The organism is Enterobacter sp. PL_is379, from assembly GCF_055817355.1.
The window spans coordinates 323409-342310 of record NZ_JBVPGT010000029.1 but is presented as its reverse complement, the minus strand read 5'-3'; the positions used below and the strand labels follow the sequence as shown (position 1 = coordinate 342310).

General features: G+C 57.1%; 16 protein-coding genes. 13 read left to right on the top strand and 3 right to left on the bottom strand.

Annotation, left to right across the window (positions count from 1 at the left end; all coding sequences use genetic code 11):
* Positions 1 to 146: 146 nt before the first annotated feature.
* The 7 genes from lepA to acpS all read left to right on the top strand — a co-directional run bounded on the left by lepA (position 147) and on the right by acpS (position 6611).
* Positions 147 to 1946 (top strand): translation elongation factor 4, encoded by a 1800-nt coding sequence (gene lepA / locus AC0TOY_RS14095; RefSeq protein WP_024908619.1) that lies wholly within the window; start codon positions 147 to 149, stop codon positions 1944 to 1946.
* Between the two features lie 15 nt (positions 1947 to 1961).
* A complete protein-coding gene (gene lepB / locus AC0TOY_RS14090) occupies positions 1962 to 2936 on the top strand; it encodes a signal peptidase I (protein WP_473721967.1) in 975 nt (324 codons plus the stop codon).
* 222 nt (positions 2937 to 3158) lie between these two features.
* Positions 3159 to 3839 carry a ribonuclease III gene (gene rnc, locus AC0TOY_RS14085; protein WP_003860711.1) on the top strand — a complete coding sequence of 227 codons (681 nt, stop codon included), beginning with the start codon at positions 3159 to 3161 and terminating at the stop codon, positions 3837 to 3839.
* Complete coding sequence (gene era, locus AC0TOY_RS14080; protein WP_024908621.1) at positions 3836 to 4741, top strand: GTPase Era; 906 nt, start codon at positions 3836 to 3838, stop codon at positions 4739 to 4741. Before rnc ends, era begins: the two co-directional genes overlap by 4 nt.
* Positions 4742 to 4758: 17 nt before the next feature.
* On the top strand, positions 4759 to 5466 hold the full coding sequence (gene recO, locus AC0TOY_RS14075) for a DNA repair protein RecO (RefSeq protein ID WP_048991368.1): 708 nt from the start codon (positions 4759 to 4761) through the stop codon (positions 5464 to 5466).
* A gap of 33 nt (positions 5467 to 5499) precedes the next feature.
* A complete protein-coding gene (gene pdxJ / locus AC0TOY_RS14070; RefSeq protein WP_473721966.1) occupies positions 5500 to 6231 on the top strand; it encodes a pyridoxine 5'-phosphate synthase in 732 nt (243 codons plus the stop codon).
* Positions 6231 to 6611, top strand: a complete 381-nt coding sequence (gene acpS / locus AC0TOY_RS14065; RefSeq protein WP_008502178.1) for a holo-ACP synthase — start codon at positions 6231 to 6233, stop codon at positions 6609 to 6611. Before pdxJ ends, acpS begins: the two co-directional genes overlap by 1 nt.
* Here the strand turns inward: acpS and AC0TOY_RS14060 are convergent.
* Together AC0TOY_RS14060 and AC0TOY_RS14055 are read right to left on the bottom strand one after the other, a co-directional pair.
* The gene (locus AC0TOY_RS14060) at positions 6608 to 6868 is read right to left on the bottom strand and encodes a YfhL family 4Fe-4S dicluster ferredoxin (protein ID WP_008502177.1); all 261 of its coding nucleotides are present in this window, start codon (positions 6866 to 6868) and stop codon (positions 6608 to 6610) included. The two genes, acpS and AC0TOY_RS14060, sit on opposite strands and share 4 nt — an antisense overlap.
* A 46-nt stretch (positions 6869 to 6914) precedes the next feature.
* On the bottom strand, positions 6915 to 7763 hold the full coding sequence (locus tag AC0TOY_RS14055; RefSeq protein WP_023333056.1) for a MurR/RpiR family transcriptional regulator: 849 nt from the start codon (positions 7761 to 7763) through the stop codon (positions 6915 to 6917).
* A gap of 117 nt (positions 7764 to 7880) precedes the next feature.
* On the opposite strand from AC0TOY_RS14055, the gene murQ reads away from it, so the two are divergent.
* Genes murQ through tadA form a run of 4 tightly spaced genes read left to right on the top strand, consistent with a single transcriptional unit; the run spans position 7881 to position 11350 of the window.
* Positions 7881 to 8774, top strand: coding sequence for an N-acetylmuramic acid 6-phosphate etherase (gene murQ, locus AC0TOY_RS14050; protein WP_090420236.1), 894 nt, complete (start codon positions 7881 to 7883; stop codon positions 8772 to 8774).
* An 11-nt stretch (positions 8775 to 8785) separates the two neighbouring features.
* Positions 8786 to 10147, top strand: coding sequence for a PTS transporter subunit EIIC (locus tag AC0TOY_RS14045; RefSeq protein WP_473721965.1), 1362 nt, complete (start codon positions 8786 to 8788; stop codon positions 10145 to 10147).
* Positions 10148 to 10150: 3 nt separating this feature from the next.
* A complete protein-coding gene (yfhb, locus tag AC0TOY_RS14040) occupies positions 10151 to 10786 on the top strand; it encodes a phosphatidylglycerophosphatase C (protein WP_248165405.1) in 636 nt (211 codons plus the stop codon).
* 24 nt (positions 10787 to 10810) lie between these two features.
* Positions 10811 to 11350, top strand: coding sequence for a tRNA adenosine(34) deaminase TadA (gene tadA / locus AC0TOY_RS14035; RefSeq protein ID WP_032645359.1), 540 nt, complete (start codon positions 10811 to 10813; stop codon positions 11348 to 11350).
* Here the strand turns inward: tadA and mltF are convergent.
* A complete protein-coding gene (mltF, locus tag AC0TOY_RS14030) occupies positions 11238 to 12788 on the bottom strand; it encodes a membrane-bound lytic murein transglycosylase MltF (RefSeq protein WP_032648672.1) in 1551 nt (516 codons plus the stop codon). The two genes, tadA and mltF, sit on opposite strands and share 113 nt — an antisense overlap.
* A 267-nt stretch (positions 12789 to 13055) precedes the next feature.
* Between mltF and purL the strand changes: the two genes are divergently transcribed.
* Together purL and qseE are read left to right on the top strand one after the other, a co-directional pair.
* Entirely contained in the window at positions 13056 to 16943 is a 3888-nt protein-coding gene (purL, locus tag AC0TOY_RS14025; RefSeq protein WP_473721964.1) for a phosphoribosylformylglycinamidine synthase, read from the top strand.
* 531 nt (positions 16944 to 17474) lie between these two features.
* Complete coding sequence (gene qseE, locus AC0TOY_RS14020; protein ID WP_024908630.1) at positions 17475 to 18902, top strand: two component system sensor histidine kinase QseE/GlrK; 1428 nt, start codon at positions 17475 to 17477, stop codon at positions 18900 to 18902.

Genomic DNA, 18902 nt, shown 5'->3' with positions numbered 1-18902 from the left:
AACGTCCTTTCTTCACGCTATAGCTGCCTCTAAGTGCATTTCCAGGTAGCGAGGATGTAGTGTAGAATGCTGCGTTTTCGCACTGAAAAACGTCAGGCTAAGAACAGCGGCCTCCAGGAATTCGTAAGGCATAATTATTTAACTATATGAAGAACATACGTAACTTTTCGATCATTGCTCACATTGACCACGGTAAGTCGACGCTGTCTGACCGTATTATCCAGATTTGCGGTGGCCTGTCTGATCGTGAAATGGAAGCCCAGGTTCTGGACTCCATGGACCTGGAACGCGAACGCGGTATCACCATTAAAGCGCAGAGCGTTACGCTTGATTACAAAGCGGCTGATGGTGAAACCTATCAACTGAACTTTATCGACACCCCAGGCCACGTTGACTTCTCCTATGAGGTTTCACGTTCGCTCGCGGCCTGTGAAGGCGCGCTGCTGGTGGTGGATGCCGGGCAGGGCGTAGAAGCCCAGACCCTGGCAAACTGCTACACCGCGATGGAAATGGATCTCGAAGTTGTGCCGGTTTTGAACAAGATCGACCTGCCAGCCGCCGATCCTGAGCGCGTTGCGGAAGAGATTGAAGATATTGTCGGCATTGATGCGACCGATGCCGTGCGCTGCTCCGCGAAAACCGGTGTGGGCGTGACCGACGTGCTGGAACGCCTGGTGCGTGACATTCCGGCCCCGGAAGGCGATCCGGATGCGCCGCTGCAGGCGTTGATTATCGACTCCTGGTTCGATAACTATCTGGGCGTTGTCTCCCTGGTGCGTATTAAAAACGGCACCATGCGCAAAGGCGACAAAATCAAGGTGATGAGCACCGGACAGGTCTACAACGCCGACCGTCTGGGCATCTTCACGCCAAAACAGGTTGACCGTACCGAGCTGACATGCGGCGAGGTAGGCTGGCTGGTATGCGCCATCAAAGACATCCTCGGTGCGCCAGTGGGCGATACCCTGACCGGTGCGCGTAACCCGGCAGATAAAGCGCTGCCAGGCTTTAAAAAGGTAAAACCGCAGGTTTACGCGGGTCTGTTCCCGGTTAGCTCTGACGACTACGAAAACTTCCGTGATGCGCTCGGTAAACTGAGCCTGAACGATGCGTCCCTGTTCTACGAGCCAGAAAGCTCAACGGCGCTGGGCTTCGGCTTCCGCTGTGGCTTCCTCGGTCTGCTGCACATGGAGATCATTCAGGAGCGTCTGGAGCGTGAATACGATCTGGACCTGATCACCACGGCACCGACCGTAGTCTATGAAGTTGAAACCACCTCGAAAGAAGTGATCTACGTCGATAGCCCGTCCAAGCTGCCGCCGCTGAACAACATTCAGGAACTGCGTGAGCCTATTGCAGAGTGTCACATGCTGCTGCCGCAGGAATTCCTGGGTAACGTTATTACACTGTGTATTGAGAAGCGTGGCGTGCAGACCAACATGGTTTACCACGGTAACCAGGTCGCATTGACCTACGAAATCCCGATGGCGGAAGTGGTACTCGACTTCTTCGACCGTCTGAAGTCCACCTCCCGTGGCTATGCGTCGCTGGATTACAACTTCAAACGCTTCCAGGCCTCCAACATGGTGCGTGTGGACGTGCTGATCAACGGCGAGCGTGTGGATGCGCTGGCGCTGATCACCCACAACGACAATGCGCCGTACCGTGGCCGCGAGCTGGTTGAGAAGATGAAAGATCTGATCCCGCGTCAGCAGTTCGATATCGCGATTCAGGCGGCCATTGGCAACCATATTATCGCACGTTCCACCGTGAAACAGCTGCGTAAAAACGTTCTGGCGAAGTGCTATGGCGGTGACGTCAGCCGTAAGAAAAAGCTGCTGCAGAAGCAGAAAGAAGGTAAGAAGCGTATGAAGCAGGTCGGTAACGTCGAGCTGCCGCAGGAAGCATTCCTTGCCATCCTTCATGTTGGTAAAGACGGCAAATAACCCTAAGGAGTTGGCATGGCGAACATGTTTGCCCTGATCCTGGTCATTGCTACCCTGGTGACAGGTCTGCTGTGGTGTCTGGATAAGTTTATCTTCGCCCCAAAACGTCGTGAACGTCAGGCTGCCGCACAGGCAGCCACTGGCGATGGGATTGACGCGAAAACCCTGAAGAAAGTCGGCCCGAAACCGGGCTGGCTGGAAACGGGTGCCTCGGTATTTCCGGTGCTGGCGATTGTGCTGGTGGTACGTTCGTTTATTTACGAGCCGTTCCAGATCCCATCAGGTTCAATGATGCCAACGCTGCTGATTGGTGATTTTATTCTGGTAGAGAAGTTTGCCTACGGCATTAAAGACCCGATCTACCAGAAAACGCTGATCGAAACCGGTCATCCGAAACGTGGCGACATCGTGGTGTTCAAATATCCGGAAGATCCGCGCCTGGTCTACATCAAGCGCGCGGTAGGTCTGCCGGGTGATAAAGTGACTTACGATCCGGTTGCGAAAGAAGTCACCGTTCAGCCGGGCTGCAGCTCCGGTACCGCATGTGAAAACGCGCTGCCAATCACCTACTCAAACGTTGAGCCAAGTGATTTTGTGCAGACCTTCGCCCGTCGTAACGGCGGTGAAGCGACCAGCGGATTCTTCCAGGTACCGAAAGGTGAAACCAAAGAGGACGGCATCCGTCTGGTTGAGCGCAAAGAGACGCTGGGCGATGTGACGCACCGGATCCTCACCGTGCCAATCGCGCAGGATCAGCTGGGTATGTACTATCGTCAGCCGGGCCAGCAGCTGGCGAGCTGGATTGTACCGCCAGGACATTACTTCATGATGGGTGACAACCGCGATAACTCTGCGGACAGCCGTTACTGGGGCTTTGTGCCGGAAGCGAATCTGGTCGGTAAAGCCACCGCCATCTGGATGAGTTTTGAGAAACAGGAAGGCGAATGGCCGACCGGTGTTCGCCTGAGTCGTATCGGCGGAATCCATTAATTCTCACTAAATGAACGTGTAGCCGCTAATTAAAGCGGCTACACGAATTATTTCACCGATAAATCTCTTCGAACTAACGACATCCCCTGTCGTTGTGTATAGAATATTCCCCCGAAGTTTAAGGTTGGCCCTGCAAGGGTGCCACGGCACACGAAACCGCGTTGGTTTTCTCAGGTCGGTTTCGTGTGCTGCATTTTTGACGCATTCATTTATTGGTATCGCATGAACCCCATCGTAATTAATCGGCTTCAACGGAAGCTGGGCTACACTTTTCATCATCAGGAGTTGTTGCAACAGGCATTAACCCACCGCAGTGCCAGCAGCAAACATAATGAGCGTCTCGAGTTTTTAGGCGACTCTATTTTAAGTTTCGTGATTGCGAATGCGCTTTATCATCGTTTCCCGCGCGTGGATGAAGGTGATATGAGCCGCATGCGTGCCACGCTGGTTCGGGGTAATACCCTTGCGGAAATCGCGCGCGAATTTGAACTGGGCGAATGTCTGCGTCTTGGACCGGGTGAACTGAAAAGCGGCGGCTTCCGTCGTGAATCTATTCTTGCCGATACGGTCGAAGCATTAATTGGTGGTGTGTTCCTGGACAGCGATATCCAGACCGTAGAAAAGCTGATCCTGAACTGGTATCAGACCCGTCTGGACGAAATCAGCCCGGGCGATAAACAAAAAGATCCGAAAACGCGTCTGCAGGAATATTTGCAGGGTCGTCATCTGCCGCTGCCATCTTATCTGGTGGTGCAGGTTCGTGGCGAAGCGCACGATCAGGAATTTACCATCCATTGCCAGGTCAGTGGCCTGAGTGAACCGGTGGTGGGCACAGGTTCAAGCCGTCGTAAGGCTGAACAGGCTGCCGCCGAACAGGCGTTAAAAATGCTGGAGCTGGAATGAGCGAAGAAAAGACCTATTGCGGATTTATTGCCATCGTCGGGCGCCCGAACGTCGGCAAATCCACCCTGCTGAATAATCTGCTTGGGCAGAAGATTTCTATCACCTCGCGTAAGGCGCAGACCACGCGTCACCGCATCGTTGGCATCCATACTGAAGGCGCGTATCAGGCGATCTACGTCGATACCCCGGGCCTGCACATGGAAGAGAAGCGTGCCATCAACCGCCTGATGAACAAGGCGGCGAGCAGCTCGATTGGCGACGTGGAGCTGGTGATTTTCGTTGTGGAAGGCACCCGCTGGACGCCGGACGACGAGATGGTGCTGAACAAGCTGCGTGACGGCAAAACGCCGGTCATCCTCGCCGTCAACAAAGTTGACAACGTGCAGGAAAAGGCCGATCTGCTGCCGCATCTGCAGTGGCTCGGTAGCCAGATGAACTTCCTTGATATCGTCCCGCTGTCTGCGGAGACGGGGCTGAACGTGGACACCATCGCGGGCATCGTGCGTAAGCATCTGCCGGAAGCGATTCATCACTTCCCGGAAGACTACATCACCGATCGCTCTCAGCGCTTTATGGCGTCTGAAATCATCCGTGAAAAGCTGATGCGTTTCCTGGGCGCTGAACTGCCGTACTCTGTGACGGTGGAGATCGAGCGTTTCCAGACCAACGAGCGCGGTGGCTACGACATCAACGGCCTGATCCTTGTTGAGCGCGAAGGGCAGAAGAAGATGGTGATCGGCAACAAAGGGGCCAAAATCAAAACCATCGGCATTGAAGCCCGTAAGGACATGCAGGAGATGTTTGAAGCGCCGGTTCACCTCGAACTGTGGGTGAAAGTGAAATCTGGCTGGGCCGATGATGAGCGTGCTCTGCGCAGCCTCGGTTACGGCGAAGACCAGTAACTTAAGACGACGAGCATATGGATGGATGGCAGCGCGCTTTCGTCCTGCATAGTCGCCCCTGGAGCGAAACCAGCCTGATGCTGGACGTCTTCACGGAAGAGTCGGGTCGCGTGCGCCTGGTTGCGAAAGGCGCACGTTCCAAACGTTCTAATCTGAAAGGTGCCCTACAGCCTTTCACGCCGCTGCTGGTTCGCTTTGGCGGGCGAGGGGAAGTCAAAACCCTGCGCAGCGCCGAAGCCGTCTCCCTGGCGCTTCCTCTTTCCGGCATCACGCTCTACAGCGGCCTGTATATCAACGAACTCATCTCACGGGTTCTTGAGCATGAGACTCGCTTCTCTGAACTTTTCTTCGATTATCTGCACTGTATCCAGTCGCTGGCTGGCGCAACCGGCACGCCCGAACCCGCCTTGCGTCGTTTTGAACTGGCGCTGCTGGGCCATCTTGGGTACGGGGTGGATTTTTTGCACTGTGCGGGCAGCGGTGACGAAGTGGAAGACACCATGACCTACCGCTACCGCGAAGAAAAGGGCTTCATTGCCAGTATCGTGATAGACAACAGCACCTTTACCGGGCGCCAGCTCCGGGCGCTGTATGAGCGCGAGTTTCCCGATCAGGATACCCTGCGCGCAGCAAAACGCTTTACCCGGATTGCCCTCAAGCCGTATCTTGGCGGCAAGCCCTTAAAGAGCCGCGAATTATTCAGGCAGTTTGTACCGAAACGTTAGACCACAGAATCGAAAAGAAAACCGAGGATTGTCATGGCTGAATTACTGTTAGGCGTCAATATCGATCACATCGCCACGCTGCGTAATGCGCGCGGCACGGCGTATCCCGATCCGGTTCAGGCGGCGTTCATCGCTGAACAGGCTGGCGCCGACGGCATTACCGTTCACCTGCGTGAAGACCGTCGCCACATCACTGACCGCGACGTGCGCATTCTGCGTCAGACGCTGGACACCCGTATGAATCTGGAGATGGCGGTCACCGAAGAGATGCTGACCATCGCCTGCGAGACCCAACCGCATTTCTGCTGCCTGGTGCCGGAAAAACGCCAGGAAGTCACCACCGAAGGCGGGCTGGATGTGGCCGGTCAGCTCGACAAAATGCGCGATGCCTGCAAGCGCCTGGCGGATGCCGGTATCCTGGTTTCTCTGTTTATCGACGCCGATTTCACCCAGATTAAAGCGGCAGCTGACGTGGGCGCGCCGTATATCGAAATTCACACCGGCTGCTATGCCGATGCCAAAAATGATGAAGAGCAGGCGAAAGAGCTGGAGCGTATTGCTAAAGCGGCCACCTACGCGGCGAGCCTGGGTCTGAAGGTCAATGCCGGTCACGGCCTGACCTACCATAACGTGAAGGCCATTGCCGCCATCCCGGAAATGCACGAGCTGAACATCGGCCACGCCATCATTGGCCGCGCGGTGATGAGCGGCCTGAAAGAGGCGGTTTCAGAAATGAAACGCCTGATGCAGGAAGCGCGTCAGTAATGGCCATTCTGGGCTTAGGCACCGATATCGTTGAAATAGCCCGCATAGAAGCGGTGATCGCCCGTAGCGGCGATCGCCTGGCGAGACGCGTGCTGAGCGATAACGAATGGGCCATCTGGGAAGCGCATCAGCAGCCGGTGCGCTTTCTGGCAAAGCGCTTTGCGGTAAAAGAGGCGGCCGCTAAAGCCTTCGGAACCGGCATTCGTAACGGTCTGGCGTTCAACCAGTTTGAAGTGTTTAACGATGAGCTGGGTAAGCCAAGCCTGCGCTTATGGGGCGAGGCGCAAAAGCTGGCCGAGAAGCTGGGCGTGAATCACGTGCACGTGACGATCGCCGATGAGCGCCACTATGCCAGCGCAACGGTGATTATCGAAAGTTAAAGTTTGTCCGCGTGATGCATCAGGACAAACTTATCCCACAGCTGCTCTTCGCTCTCGACGTGTGCCGGATCCTTCAGGATGGTATTCGGGATCGGGCACACTTTTTGACAGGTCGGCGTTTCATAGTGGCCGATGCATTCCGTGCAGCGGTCGCTGTTAATCTCATAAATGCTGTCGCCCATCGAAATCGCCTGGTTTGGGCATTCGGGCTCGCACATATCGCAATTAATGCATTTTTTGGTAATTAACAGCGCCATCAGGAAATTCTCAGAAACAACACAAACTGGGCGGGCATTATACGCGTCAAACCAGTTTCTTTACCAGTTCTTCGCTGTGGCGAATACGTTCTGGCGCACGCTCCAGATCCTGCTGCACCAGCGCCATAAACAGCAGGTCCGTCAGCATCATTTGTGCGCTGGTGGACGAGATAGCCGCGCTGCGCGTGGCCTGCTCCTCGGCAATGGTATATAAACAGCGCGTGGCCCGCTGCTGCAGGGCATTCGGCGTAAAACCGGTGATCGCCAGAATTTTACCGCCGACGCGCAGCGCTTCATCGGTGGCCATGTTGATCTCGCGGCGCTCGCCGGAGTAGGAGATCGCCAGCAGCAGATCGTCAGGATCCATCGCCTGTACGGTCGCCAGCAGGGCGTGCATATCCTGCTCGACGATGGCGTTAAGCCCAATTTTTGTCAGCTTCCAGCCAAAGTTACGCGCCACAAGCCCGGACGCGCCGATGCCGGTCAGAATGATCCGCCGCGCGCCGCGCAGCATCGCCACGCTCTCCAGCAGCTTCTCTTCCGTATTCACATCCAGCGTCGCATGCATGGCCGCCACGTTCTCTTTGATCAGCTTTTCGCCGACCAGCCGCATCGGATCGTCTCCGCGGATCTGATTATGCACCGGCATGGACTGCGGGTTGGGGTTACTGACCAGCGCTTCACTGATCGCCAGCTTGAGGGCGGGGAATCCCTTAAAGCCAATCTTCTGCGCAAATTTCACTACGCTGGACTGGCTCACGCCGGCCTCACTCGCCAACTGCTGCGAGCTGAGATGGCGCGCGCGATCGGGTTGAGAAAGCAGAAAATCCGCCAGCTTCTTGTCGCTTTGGGCAAAGCCTGCGTAGCGCTGGCGAATGCGAATTAAACAGTTCATACGGTCTCCTGGCGAAAATGTGATTATCTGCGCAAATACGGATTTTGCTCGCCTGAATGAATTTTATATTCCATTATAGTGTGATTATTATGAATTAAAAATTCTTGAGGTACAAAAATGAATCTTGGCTCACTTGTTTCTGAAACGCGTAACCCGCAAACCATGGATCTGGATGCGCTCTCCACCCTGGAGCTGGTTAACCGCTTTAATCAACAGGATACGCTGGTCGCGCAGGCTGTGAAAGAGACATTACCCGAGGTGGCGAAAGCGGTCGATGCGGCGGCGAAATCCCTCAAGGCCGGTGGACGCATTATTTACATGGGCGCGGGCACCAGCGGGCGTCTTGGGGTCCTGGACGCGTCAGAATGCCCGCCAACCTTTGGGGTGCCGCATGGTCTGGTAGTTGGGCTGATTGCCGGTGGACCCGGTGCGCTGCTGAAAGCCGTTGAAGGGGCGGAAGATAACAAACAGCTCGGTGAAGATGATCTCAAAGCGCTGAACCTGACCGCGCAGGATCTGGTGGTTGGGCTGGCAGCATCCGGGCGCACGCCGTACGTCATTGGCGGGCTGGAATACGCTAACCAGACCGGTTGCACGACGGTCGCCATCTCCTGTAACCCAGGATCACCGATTGCACAGGTGGCCGCTATCGCTATCTCTCCGGTGGTTGGGCCGGAAGCGCTCACCGGCTCCACGCGCCTGAAATCCGGGACCGCGCAAAAGCTGGTGCTCAATATGATCTCCACCGGCGCGATGGTGAAGTTTGGGAAGGTGTATCAGAACCTGATGGTGGATATGCAGGCCACCAACGTCAAGCTGGTGGACAGAGCCTGCCGCATGGTGATGGAGGCGACGGGCGCAGGCCGTGAAGAGGCAGAAGCAGTACTCAAACAAACCGATCACGATGTTAAGCCGGCCATTCTGATGATCTTAAGCGGGCTGGATGCGGCAAGCGCCAGAGCCAAACTCGATGCGCATAACGGCTTCTTACGGGCGGCATTAGAAAACTAACAGAGGCGTGTATGGACAAAACAGCAGCGCTCGCCAGCGGTATCCTGCAGGGGATCGGTGGGGAAAAAAATATTCAGCGTCTCGAAAACTGCATGACGCGCGTGCGCGTCGAGGTGCATAACGACGACCAGCTTGACGTGCCGCGCCTGAAGCAACTGTCCGGCGTCAGCGGCTACGTGAAACAGGGCCAGCAGCATCAGCTGATCGTCGGGCCGGGGAAAGCGGCGCAGGTTGTCGATGCCATGCGAGCGCTGATGGGCGTTAGCGCGAGCGTGTCGATTGACGATGCGGAGCGCACCAAAGCGCAGGCAAAGGCCAAATACAAAGCCCCGATGAGCGATGCGCTGCGTCAGCTGGCAAACGTCTTCATTCCGCTGATCCCGGCGTTTATTGCCTCAGGCCTAATCACCGGGATCATCAATATTCTCAAGCGGCCGGATATTGTGGGGGATTTCGCCACGCAGTATCCGAACCTGCTGGGGATTCTGGGGATCTTCGGCAGCGCTGTTTTCGCCATCATGAACATTCTGGTTGGGGTCAATACCGCGAAGGTGTTTGGCGGATCGCTGGCCATGGGCGGCGTGATGGCGGGCATCTTGTCCAGCCCGCAGCTGGCGCAGATCACGCTGTTTGGTGAGGCGCTCCAGCCGGGCCGCGGTGGGGTGATCGCCGTGCTGCTGGTGGTCATCCTGATGTGCTGGATCGAGAAAAGGCTGCGCGCGGTTCTGCCCGGCTCTATTGAGCTTATCCTCAACCCGCTGCTGACTACGCTGATTACCGGTAGCGTAGCGATTGTCGCCCTCCAGCCGTTAGGCGGGTGGATCTCTGAAGCCATCGCCCACGGTGCGTCGCTGGCGATTGATCGCGGCGGCCTGTTAGTGGGCGCGGTGCTGTCGGGTACCTTCCTGCCCCTGGTGCTGACGGGCCTGCACCAGGGGCTGGTGCCGATCCACGTTGAGCTGGTGCAGTCGCACGGCTATAACGCGCTGCTGCCTATCCTGTCGATGGCGGGCGTGGGGCAGGTCGGCGCGGCGATTGCCGTACTGATGAAAACCCGCAACGCGCGACTGAAGAAAGTGATTAAAGGCGCACTCCCGGTTGGACTGCTCGGCATTGGCGAGCCGCTGATTTTCGGCGTTACGCTGCCGCTGGGTAAACCGTTCCTCGCGGCGTGTCTGGGCGGTGCGGTAGGTGGGGCATTGATCAGCTACTGGAAGGTCGCCACCGTTATCACCTTTGGGCTTTCCGGTTTACCGCTGGCATTAACCATCGTGACCGGAAAAGTGATGTTCTATCTGTTAGGCTATTTAGTAGCGGTGATCGCCGGGTTCCTGTTTACCTGGCTGTTAGGTTTCAACGATCCAGAGGAGTAAGGTTTGGCAAATCACGCGCGTCGCGTTGTCTTTTTCGACCTGGATGGAACGCTGCATCAGCAGGATATGTTTGGTACGTTTATGCGTTACCTGCTGCGGCGTCAGCCCCTGAATGCGTTGCTCGTGCTACCGCTCTTACCGGTTATCGGTATCGCGCTGCTGGTGAAAGGTCGTGCGGCGCGATGGCCGATGAGTCTGCTGCTGTGGGGATGTACCTTTGGGCACAGCGAAGCGCGCCTCAAACAGCTCGAAAAGGATTTTGCGCACTGGTTCCGCGGCCACGTCGCCGCCTTTCCGGTGGTGCAGGCGCGCCTGACTGGCTACCTCGACGCGAACGATGCCGACATCTGGCTGATTACCGGCTCCCCGCAGACGCTGGTGGAGCAGGTCTATTTTGATACCCCCTGGCTTCCGCGCGTGAATCTTATTGCCACGCAAATTGCCCGCGGTTACGGCGGTTGGGTGCTGACACTGCGCTGCCTGGGGCATGAAAAAGTGGTCCAGCTGGAGAAACGCATCGGTACGCCGCTGCGCCTGTACAGCGGCTACAGCGACAGTAAACAGGACAACCCGCTGCTCTATTTTTGCCAGCATCGCTGGCGCGTCACGCCATCAGGTGAACTCCAGCAACTCGAATAGTCTTATCCATAATGGGCGTGTATAATGCCGCCCGCTTTTCGACTGGAGTATCAACCGTTGTCCAACCCTGAACTCGACCATGAATACTGGATGCGCCATGCGCTGACGCTGGCTCAGCGTGCCTGGGATGAGGGCGAAGTGCCCGTAGGCGCCGTGCTGGTCCACAATAACCAGGTGATTGGTGAAGGGTGGAACCGTCCGATTGGCCGCCATGATCCTACTGCACATGCCGAAATCATGGCGCTTCGCCAGGGCGGTCTGGTGCTGCAAAACTATCGCCTGCTTGATACCACGCTGTATGTGACGCTGGAGCCGTGCGTGATGTGCTCCGGCGCGATGGTGCACAGCCGGATCGGGACTCTGGTCTTCGGTGCGCGGGATGAAAAAACCGGTGCGGCCGGTTCGCTGATGGACGTGCTGGGTCACCCGGGGATGAACCACCAGGTGAAGACTATCGGCGGGGTGCTTGCACCAGAGTGTTCGGGGCTATTAAGCGATTTCTTTCGAATGCGCCGTCAGCAGAAAAAGCAGCAAAAGGCAGAATTGAAGCTGTCGGACGATTAAGCTCGTCCGGCGCCACGACCGGGTAACTTTGAGCCAGCTGTTTGGCCTCCGTTGCCTCTTTCTCTTTCTCCAGCAGATACCCGACCAGGCTAATCTGATATTTACGGATATTTTCCACGTAGGCGTAGGCTTCATGTCCGCGCGCGTAGCCGTATGTCAGCTTGTTATACCATGGCTTCTGGCTCAGCAGCGGCAGCCGCTGCTTTACGTCTGACCAGCTGTCCGGGTTGCCTTTCGTTTTGGCCGTCAGCGCTCGCGCATCCAGCATATGCGCATAGCCCATATTGTAGGCCGCCAGCGCAAACCAGATCCGCTCCTCTTCCGGCACCGTTTCCGGGACTTTGGCCATCATATCCTGCAGATAGCGCGCACCGCCGCTGATGCTCTGTTCGGCATCGGTACGGTCATTGACGCCCAGGCTCAGCGCGGTATTTTTAGTTAACATCATCAAACCACGTACGCCCGTGGGCGACGTGGCCTGGGTATCCCAGTGGGATTCCTGATACGAAATAGCCGCCAGCAGTTTCCAGTCAATCTCCTGGGCGTATTTTTCGAACAGCGGCTGCAGATCTGGCAGGACGCTGTCTACCGCGCGCAGGAAGCTGCGGGTGTCAACGTAGTCAAAGTCGTCACCGTGACCGAGGTACTTCTCCTCCAGGCGCGCCAGGGTACCGTCTTCATTGATGGTGTTGAAGAAATCAAGCATCGCGGCAGAGAAGGTCTGATCGTCATCAAGCTGGCTAAACCAGGTCACAGGCTGCTCGTCGGTGACGTCCAGCGCCACGGCGATTTCAGGATGCACCCGCTGGAACAGGCTGATCGCGACCGAATCGGCGATGGTGTAGGGCACTTTCTGGTCTTTTACCTGCTCCAGCAGCTCCGTCGTGCCGAGTTTCGGATCCACCGTCCAGCTCAGGTCGGGATATTTCTTCTCCTTGAGCTCACGCAGATCGTCAATCACCACGTGGCCAGGCGCAATCGTCAGCTGCCGATCGTCAATCGAGGCCAGCGAACGCGGGCGCAGGCCCCCGACGCGGTAAACCAGCTGCTGCGAAACGGAGTAGTAGGTCGGGCCTGGCTGGTAGTTTTTGCTGCGCTCGCTGTTATACACCAGCCCGGCGGCAAGCATATCGGCATCGTCGTTATCGAGGTCGTCAAACAGCTGGTTGATATTCTGGCGGACGGTGATTTTAAGCTTCACGCCAAGATAATCGGCGAACTGTTGTGCCAGCTCGTAATCCAGACCAATGATTTTACCGTTGATGTCGCTGTAAATCAGCGGAGAGTTGAGGGTACTGACGCGCAATTCCCCCCGCTCCTGAATGGCGGCGATACGGTTTTCGGCTTTGCCGAACCAGGGGATGGAAGGCCAGAGGGCCACTGCCAGCAGCAACGTTACAATGCCGATGAGCAGATAATTAATCTTTAATTTTTTCAATTAGTTAATTCTCTGCGACGCCGGTTGCCTCAGTCTGCTGTAGCCATGTTAATCATAAGGTTTGCCATTGAATGAGCGGCATTTTGCGTAAACTTGCGCCACTTGGCAACCAATTAGAGAGACTGGTCACATCTATTGTTAAATCTCTGTGCAAATTTTATTTCGACGCAAACGGTTTCGTCGGCGCTCAGGATTCTCTATAATGACGCCCGTTTTCCCCCCTTGCGCACACTGTAAGCGCCCCGGCGCTTCGAAGACGAGAGACTTATGATGGAAATTCTGCGTGGTTCGCCTGCACTGTCTGCCTTCCGTATCACTAAACTGCTGGCACGTTTTCAGGCGGCCGACCTTCCGGTAAGCAATATTTACGCTGAGTATGTCCATTTTGCTGACCTGAATGCCCCCCTGAATGCAGAGGAGCGCGTACAGCTGGAACGCCTGCTCAAGTATGGCCCAAGCCTGAGCAGCCATACGCCAACCGGCAAACTGATCCTTGCGACGCCTCGTCCGGGCACCATCTCCCCCTGGTCTTCCAAAGCCACCGACATCGCCCACAACTGTGGCCTGAGCCAGATTAACCGTCTGGAACGCGGCGTGGCGTACTACGTGGAAGCCTCTACCCTGAGCGAAGCACAGTGGCAGGCGGTTGCGGCTGAACTGCACGACCGCATGATGGAGAGCGTATTTGCCTCTCTCGATGACGCGCAGAAGCTTTTCTCTCACCATCAGCCTGCGCCGGTACAGAGCGTAGACCTGCTGGGGCAGGGCCGTCAGGCGCTGATTGACGCCAACCTGCGTCTCGGCCTGGCGCTGGCAGAAGACGAAATCGACTACCTGCAGGATGCGTTCGTTAAGCTCAACCGTAACCCGAACGACATCGAACTCTATATGTTCGCGCAGGCAAACTCTGAGCACTGCCGCCACAAGATTTTCAATGCCGACTGGATTATTGACGGCGAACAGCAGCCAAAGTCGCTGTTCAAAATGATCAAAAACACCATGGAGCAAACCCCTGACCACGTGCTGTCTGCCTATAAAGACAACGCCGCGGTGATGGAAGGTTCCGAGGTGGGCCGCTTCTTCGCCGATCGCGAAGCAGGGCGCTATGACTTCCATCAGGAGCCCGCGCATATCCTGATGAAAGTGGAAACCCACAACCATCCGACGGCGATCTCCCCGTGGCCGGGTGCGGCGACCGGCTCCGGCGGTGAAATCCGTGACGAAGGGGCGACCGGTCGTGGTGCAAAACCAAAAGCGGGTCTGGTCGGTTTCTCCGTTTCCAACCTGCGTATCCCGGGCTTTGAACAGCCGTGGGAAGAGGATTTCGGCAAGCCAGATCGCATTGTGACTGCGCTGGATATCATGACTGAAGGCCCGCTGGGCGGCGCGGCGTTTAACAACGAATTTGGTCGTCCGGCGCTGAACGGTTACTTCCGTACCTATGAAGAGAAAGTGGACAGCCACAACGGCGAAGAGCTGCGCGGCTACCACAAACCGATCATGCTGGCGGGCGGGATCGGCAACATCCGTGCCGATCACGTGCAGAAAGGCGAGATCGTCGTCGGCGCGAAGCTGATCGTGCTCGGCGGCCCGGCGATGAACATCGGTCTGGGCGGCGGTGCGGCCTCTTCTATGGCCTCCGGCCAGTCTGACGCGGATCTCGATTTCGCCTCCGTGCAGCGTGACAACCCTGAGATGGAGCGTCGCTGCCAGGAAGTGATCGACCGCTGCTGGCAGCTGGGCGACGCTAACCCGATCCTCTTCATCCACGACGTGGGCGCGGGCGGTCTGTCTAACGCCATGCCGGAGCTGGTGAGCGACGGCGGCCGCGGTGGTCGTTTCAACCTGCGCGATATCCTGAGCGATGAGCCGGGCATGAGCCCGCTGGAAATCTGGTGTAACGAATCCCAGGAGCGCTACGTGCTGGCGGTTGCCGCGGACCAGCTGCCGCTGTTTGACGAGCTGTGCCGCCGCGAGCGCGCGCCGTATGCCGTCATCGGTGAAGCGACCGAAGAGCAGCACCTGACTCTGAGCGACACCCATTTCGACAACCAGCCTATCGATCTGCCGCTCGACGTTCTGCTCGGTAAAACGCCGAAGATGACCCGCGACGTAACAACCCGTAAAGCGGCGGGCAAAGCGCTGGATCGCCAGGGCATTACCGTAGCTGAAGCAGTTAATCGCGTGCTGCACCTGCCGGCTGTTGCTGAGAAAACCTTCCTGGTGACCATCGGCGACCGTACCGTGACCGGTATGGTATCGCGCGATCAGATGGTTGGCCCGTGGCAGATCCCGGTGGCGAACTGCGCCGTGACCACCGCGAGCCTCGACAGCTACTACGGCGAAGCGATGGCGCTGGGCGAACGTACCCCGGTGGCGCTGCTGGACTTCGCGGCCTCTGCCCGTCTGGCGGTCGGTGAAGCGCTGACCAACATCGCCGCGACGCAGATTGGCGACATCAAACGTATCAAACTCTCCGCAAACTGGATGGCCGCTGCCGGTCACCCTGGCGAAGATGCAGGCCTGTATGAAGCCGTGAAGGCGGTGGGCGAGGAGCTGTGTCCTGCTCTCGGCCTGACCATTCCGGTGGGTAAAGACTCCATGTCGATGAAAACCCGCTGGCAGGAAGGCAGCGAGCAGCGCGAGATGACCTCTCCGCTGTCGCTGGTGATTACCGCGTTTGCCCGCGTGGAAGACGTGCGTCATACCGTTACGCCGCAGCTTTCCACCGAAGACAACGCCCTGCTGCTGATTGACCTGGGTAAAGGCAACAACGCGCTGGGTGCCACCGCTCTGGCGCAGGTTTACCGTCAGCTCGGCGACAAGCCAGCCGACGTGCGCGACGTGGCGCAGCTGAAAGGCTTCTACGACGCCATCCAGGCGCTGGTGGCGCAGCGTAAGCTGCTGGCCTACCATGACCGTTCCGACGGCGGCCTGCTGGTGACGCTGGCAGAGATGGCCTTCACCGGCCACTGTGGGGTTGAAGCCAACATTGCAACGCTGGGCGAAGACCGTCTGGCGGCGCTGTTTAACGAAGAGCTGGGCGCCGTGATTCAGGTGCGCGCGGCAGATCGCGACGCGGTTGAAGCGATTCTGGCGAAGCACGGTCTGGCAGACTGCGTGCACTATCTGGGTAAAGCCGTTCAGGGCGACCGCTTCGTCATTGAAGCAGACGGTCACGCCGTGTTCAGCGAAAGCCGCACCACGCTGCGCATGTGGTGGGCGGAAACCACCTGGCAGATGCAGCGCCTGCGTGATAACCCGGAATGTGCCGATCAGGAGCACAACGCGAAGGCCAATGACCAGGATCCAGGCCTGAACGTGAAGCTCTCCTTCGACATCAACGAAGACATTGCCGCGCCGTACATTGCGACCGGCGCGCGTCCGAAAGTGGCCGTGCTGCGCGAGCAGGGCGTTAATTCCCACGTTGAGATGGCGGCTGCCTTCCACCGCGCGGGCTTTGACGCTATCGACGTTCACATGAGCGACCTGCTGGCCGGACGTACCGGTCTGGAAGATTTCCAGGCGCTGGTGGCGTGCGGCGGCTTCTCCTACGGCGACGTGCTGGGCGCGGGCGAGGGCTGGGCGAAGTCCATCCTGTTCAACAGCCGCGTGCGTGACGAGTTCGAAACCTTCTTCCACCGTCCGCAGACCCTGGCGCTGGGCGTGTGTAACGGCTGTCAGATGATGTCCAACCTGCGTGAACTGATCCCGGGCAGCGAAGCCTGGCCGCGCTTTGTGCGTAACCAGTCTGACCGCTTCGAAGCGCGCTTCAGCCTGGTGGAAGTGACCCAAAGCCCGTCTCTGCTGCTGCAGGGAATGGTCGGTTCACAGATGCCAATCGCGGTCTCCCACGGCGAAGGTCAGGTAGAAGTGCGTGATGCCGCGCATCTGGCTCAGCTGGAGAGCAAAGGTCTGGTGGCGCTGCGCTTTGTCGATAACTTCGGCAAGGTCACGGAAACCTACCCGGCCAACCCGAACGGCTCCGCCAACGGTATTACGGCAGTGACCAGCGAAAGCGGTCGTGCGACCATCATGATGCCGCACCCGGAACGTGTGTTCCGCACCGTGAGCAACTCCTGGCACCCTGAAAACTGGGGCGAGGACAGCCCGTGGATGCGTATCTTCCGCAACGCGCGTAAACAGCTGGGTTAAGTTTTAGGCAACACCTGCAGGCCCGGTAAGCGTGAGCGCTACCGGGCTTTTTTGTCTCTGTCGCAAAATCGCGACAACCCTCTGGTTTGAGTGTCTCCAAAAGGAGACATTTAACTTATTGATTTATATATGGCAGTAAAGGTTCCCATTAAGGTGTTGCTTAATAGCGACACTTAGCCTGGAAATCATTCAACCGATAATTAACAGGTTTAACAAGTAAAAGTTATATATTTCAATGTGTTAATATTTTGTTTTGCGTTCTGGCACGGGTGTTGCATAATATTAACCAGTGGCTCATTCACCTTCTTATGTCAGCCCCTTCGGGACGCGCTACATAAACTTCGAATGACGCACAAAAAGGTGCCTGCCGTCCAACTACTGATCATAGCGATGCTTTATCAGGCCAGGGCGAAACGTCGAGTTAGGCACCGCCTCATTCCATGACAAAGCCGGGTTTTTACCCGGCTTTGTTGTATCTGAAGGGCAGACTCAGTTACGCTCTGCGTAAACCCCCATTAAGAGAGTAATGCGTTGAAACGCTGGCCCGTTTTTCCCCGCTCCCTGCGACAGCTTGTCATGATGGCCTTCCTGCTGATCCTGCTGCCGCTGCTGATCCTTGCCTGGCAGGCGTGGCAAAGTCTGAACGCGCTGAGCGCGCAGGCGGCTTTGACCAACCGCACGACGCTCATCGACGCCAGACGCAGTGAAGCGATGACCAACGCCGCGCTGGAGATGGAACGTAGCTATCGTCAGTATTGCGTGCTTGACGATCGGACGCTGGAAAAGGTGTATCAGAGTCAGCGCAAGCGCTATAGCGAAATGCTGGACGCCCACGCCGGCGTATTGCCTGACGACAAGCTCTATCAGGCGTTACGTCAGGATTTAAACGATCTTGCGCAGCTACAGTGCAGTAACAGCGGCCCGGATGCCGCCGCCGCCGCGCGTCTTGAAGCTTTTGCCAGCGCCAACACCGAGATGGTGCAGTCAACGCGCACGGTGATTTTCTCTCGCGGCCAGCAGCTCCAGCAGGAGATTGCCGAGCGCGGCCAGTTCTTCGGCTGGCAGGCGCTGGTGCTGTTCCTCGTGAGCCTCGGGCTGGTTCTGCTCTTTACCCGCATGATCATCGGCCCGGTGAAGGGCATTCAGCGGATGATCAACCGCCTGGGTGAAGGGAAATCGCTCGGAGATACGGTCGCCTTTAAAGGTCCGCGCGAGCTGCGATCCGTAGGCCAGCGCATTATCTGGCTGTCCGAGCGCCTGGCGTGGCTTGAATCACAGCGTCATCAGTTCCTGCGCCATATCTCCCATGAGCTTAAAACGCCGCTGGCCAGCATGCGCGAAGGGACGGAGCTGCTGGCGGACGAAGTGGCAGGACCCCTTACGCCAGAACAGAAAGAAATTGTCGAGATCCTGGATAACAGCAGCCGCAATCTGCAAAAGCTGATTGAGCAACTGCTGGATTACAACCGCAAGCTGGCTGACGGGGCGGTCGTACTGGAAAACGTTGAGATTGAGCCGCTGGTGGATATGGTGATATCCGCCCATAGCTTGCCAGCAAGAGCTAAAATGATGCATACCGGTGTAGAACTGAATGCGCCGACCTGTCTCGCTGAACCCATGCTCTTAATGAGCGTGCTGGATAATCTTTATTCCAATGCGGTGCACTATGGTACTGAATCCGGTAACATTTATATCCGAAGTTATACGAAGGGTTCCCGGGTGTTTATAGACGTCGCTAACACCGGCACCCCGATACCCGATGACGAAAAAACCATGATCTTCGAGCCCTTTTTCCAGGGGAGTCATCAGCGGAAAGGTGCGGTGAAAGGCAGTGGTCTGGGCTTGAGCATCGCCCGGGACTGCATACGACGCATGCAGGGTGAGCTAAACATTGCCACGGACGAACGTTCGGATGTTTGCTTCCGTATTGAACTGCCCCTGAGCCGGAAAAATCAATAA

What these genes read in the sequence shown, in the direction of transcription:
- lepA (WP_024908619.1), top strand. Translation starts at nt 147, where the DNA reads ATGAAGAACATACGTAACTTTTCGATCATTGCTCACATTGACCACGGT.
- lepB (WP_473721967.1), top strand. Translation starts at nt 1,962, where the DNA reads ATGGCGAACATGTTTGCCCTGATCCTGGTCATTGCTACCCTGGTGACA.
- rnc (WP_003860711.1), top strand. Translation starts at nt 3,159, where the DNA reads ATGAACCCCATCGTAATTAATCGGCTTCAACGGAAGCTGGGCTACACT.
- era (WP_024908621.1), top strand. Translation starts at nt 3,836, where the DNA reads ATGAGCGAAGAAAAGACCTATTGCGGATTTATTGCCATCGTCGGGCGC.
- recO (WP_048991368.1), top strand. Translation starts at nt 4,759, where the DNA reads ATGGATGGATGGCAGCGCGCTTTCGTCCTGCATAGTCGCCCCTGGAGC.
- pdxJ (WP_473721966.1), top strand. Translation starts at nt 5,500, where the DNA reads ATGGCTGAATTACTGTTAGGCGTCAATATCGATCACATCGCCACGCTG.
- acpS (WP_008502178.1), top strand. Translation starts at nt 6,231, where the DNA reads ATGGCCATTCTGGGCTTAGGCACCGATATCGTTGAAATAGCCCGCATA.
- AC0TOY_RS14060 (WP_008502177.1), bottom strand. Translation starts at nt 6,868, where the DNA reads ATGGCGCTGTTAATTACCAAAAAATGCATTAATTGCGATATGTGCGAG.
- AC0TOY_RS14055 (WP_023333056.1), bottom strand. Translation starts at nt 7,763, where the DNA reads ATGAACTGTTTAATTCGCATTCGCCAGCGCTACGCAGGCTTTGCCCAA.
- murQ (WP_090420236.1), top strand. Translation starts at nt 7,881, where the DNA reads ATGAATCTTGGCTCACTTGTTTCTGAAACGCGTAACCCGCAAACCATG.
- AC0TOY_RS14045 (WP_473721965.1), top strand. Translation starts at nt 8,786, where the DNA reads ATGGACAAAACAGCAGCGCTCGCCAGCGGTATCCTGCAGGGGATCGGT.
- tadA (WP_032645359.1), top strand. Translation starts at nt 10,811, where the DNA reads ATGCCGCCCGCTTTTCGACTGGAGTATCAACCGTTGTCCAACCCTGAA.
- purL (WP_473721964.1), top strand. Translation starts at nt 13,056, where the DNA reads ATGATGGAAATTCTGCGTGGTTCGCCTGCACTGTCTGCCTTCCGTATC.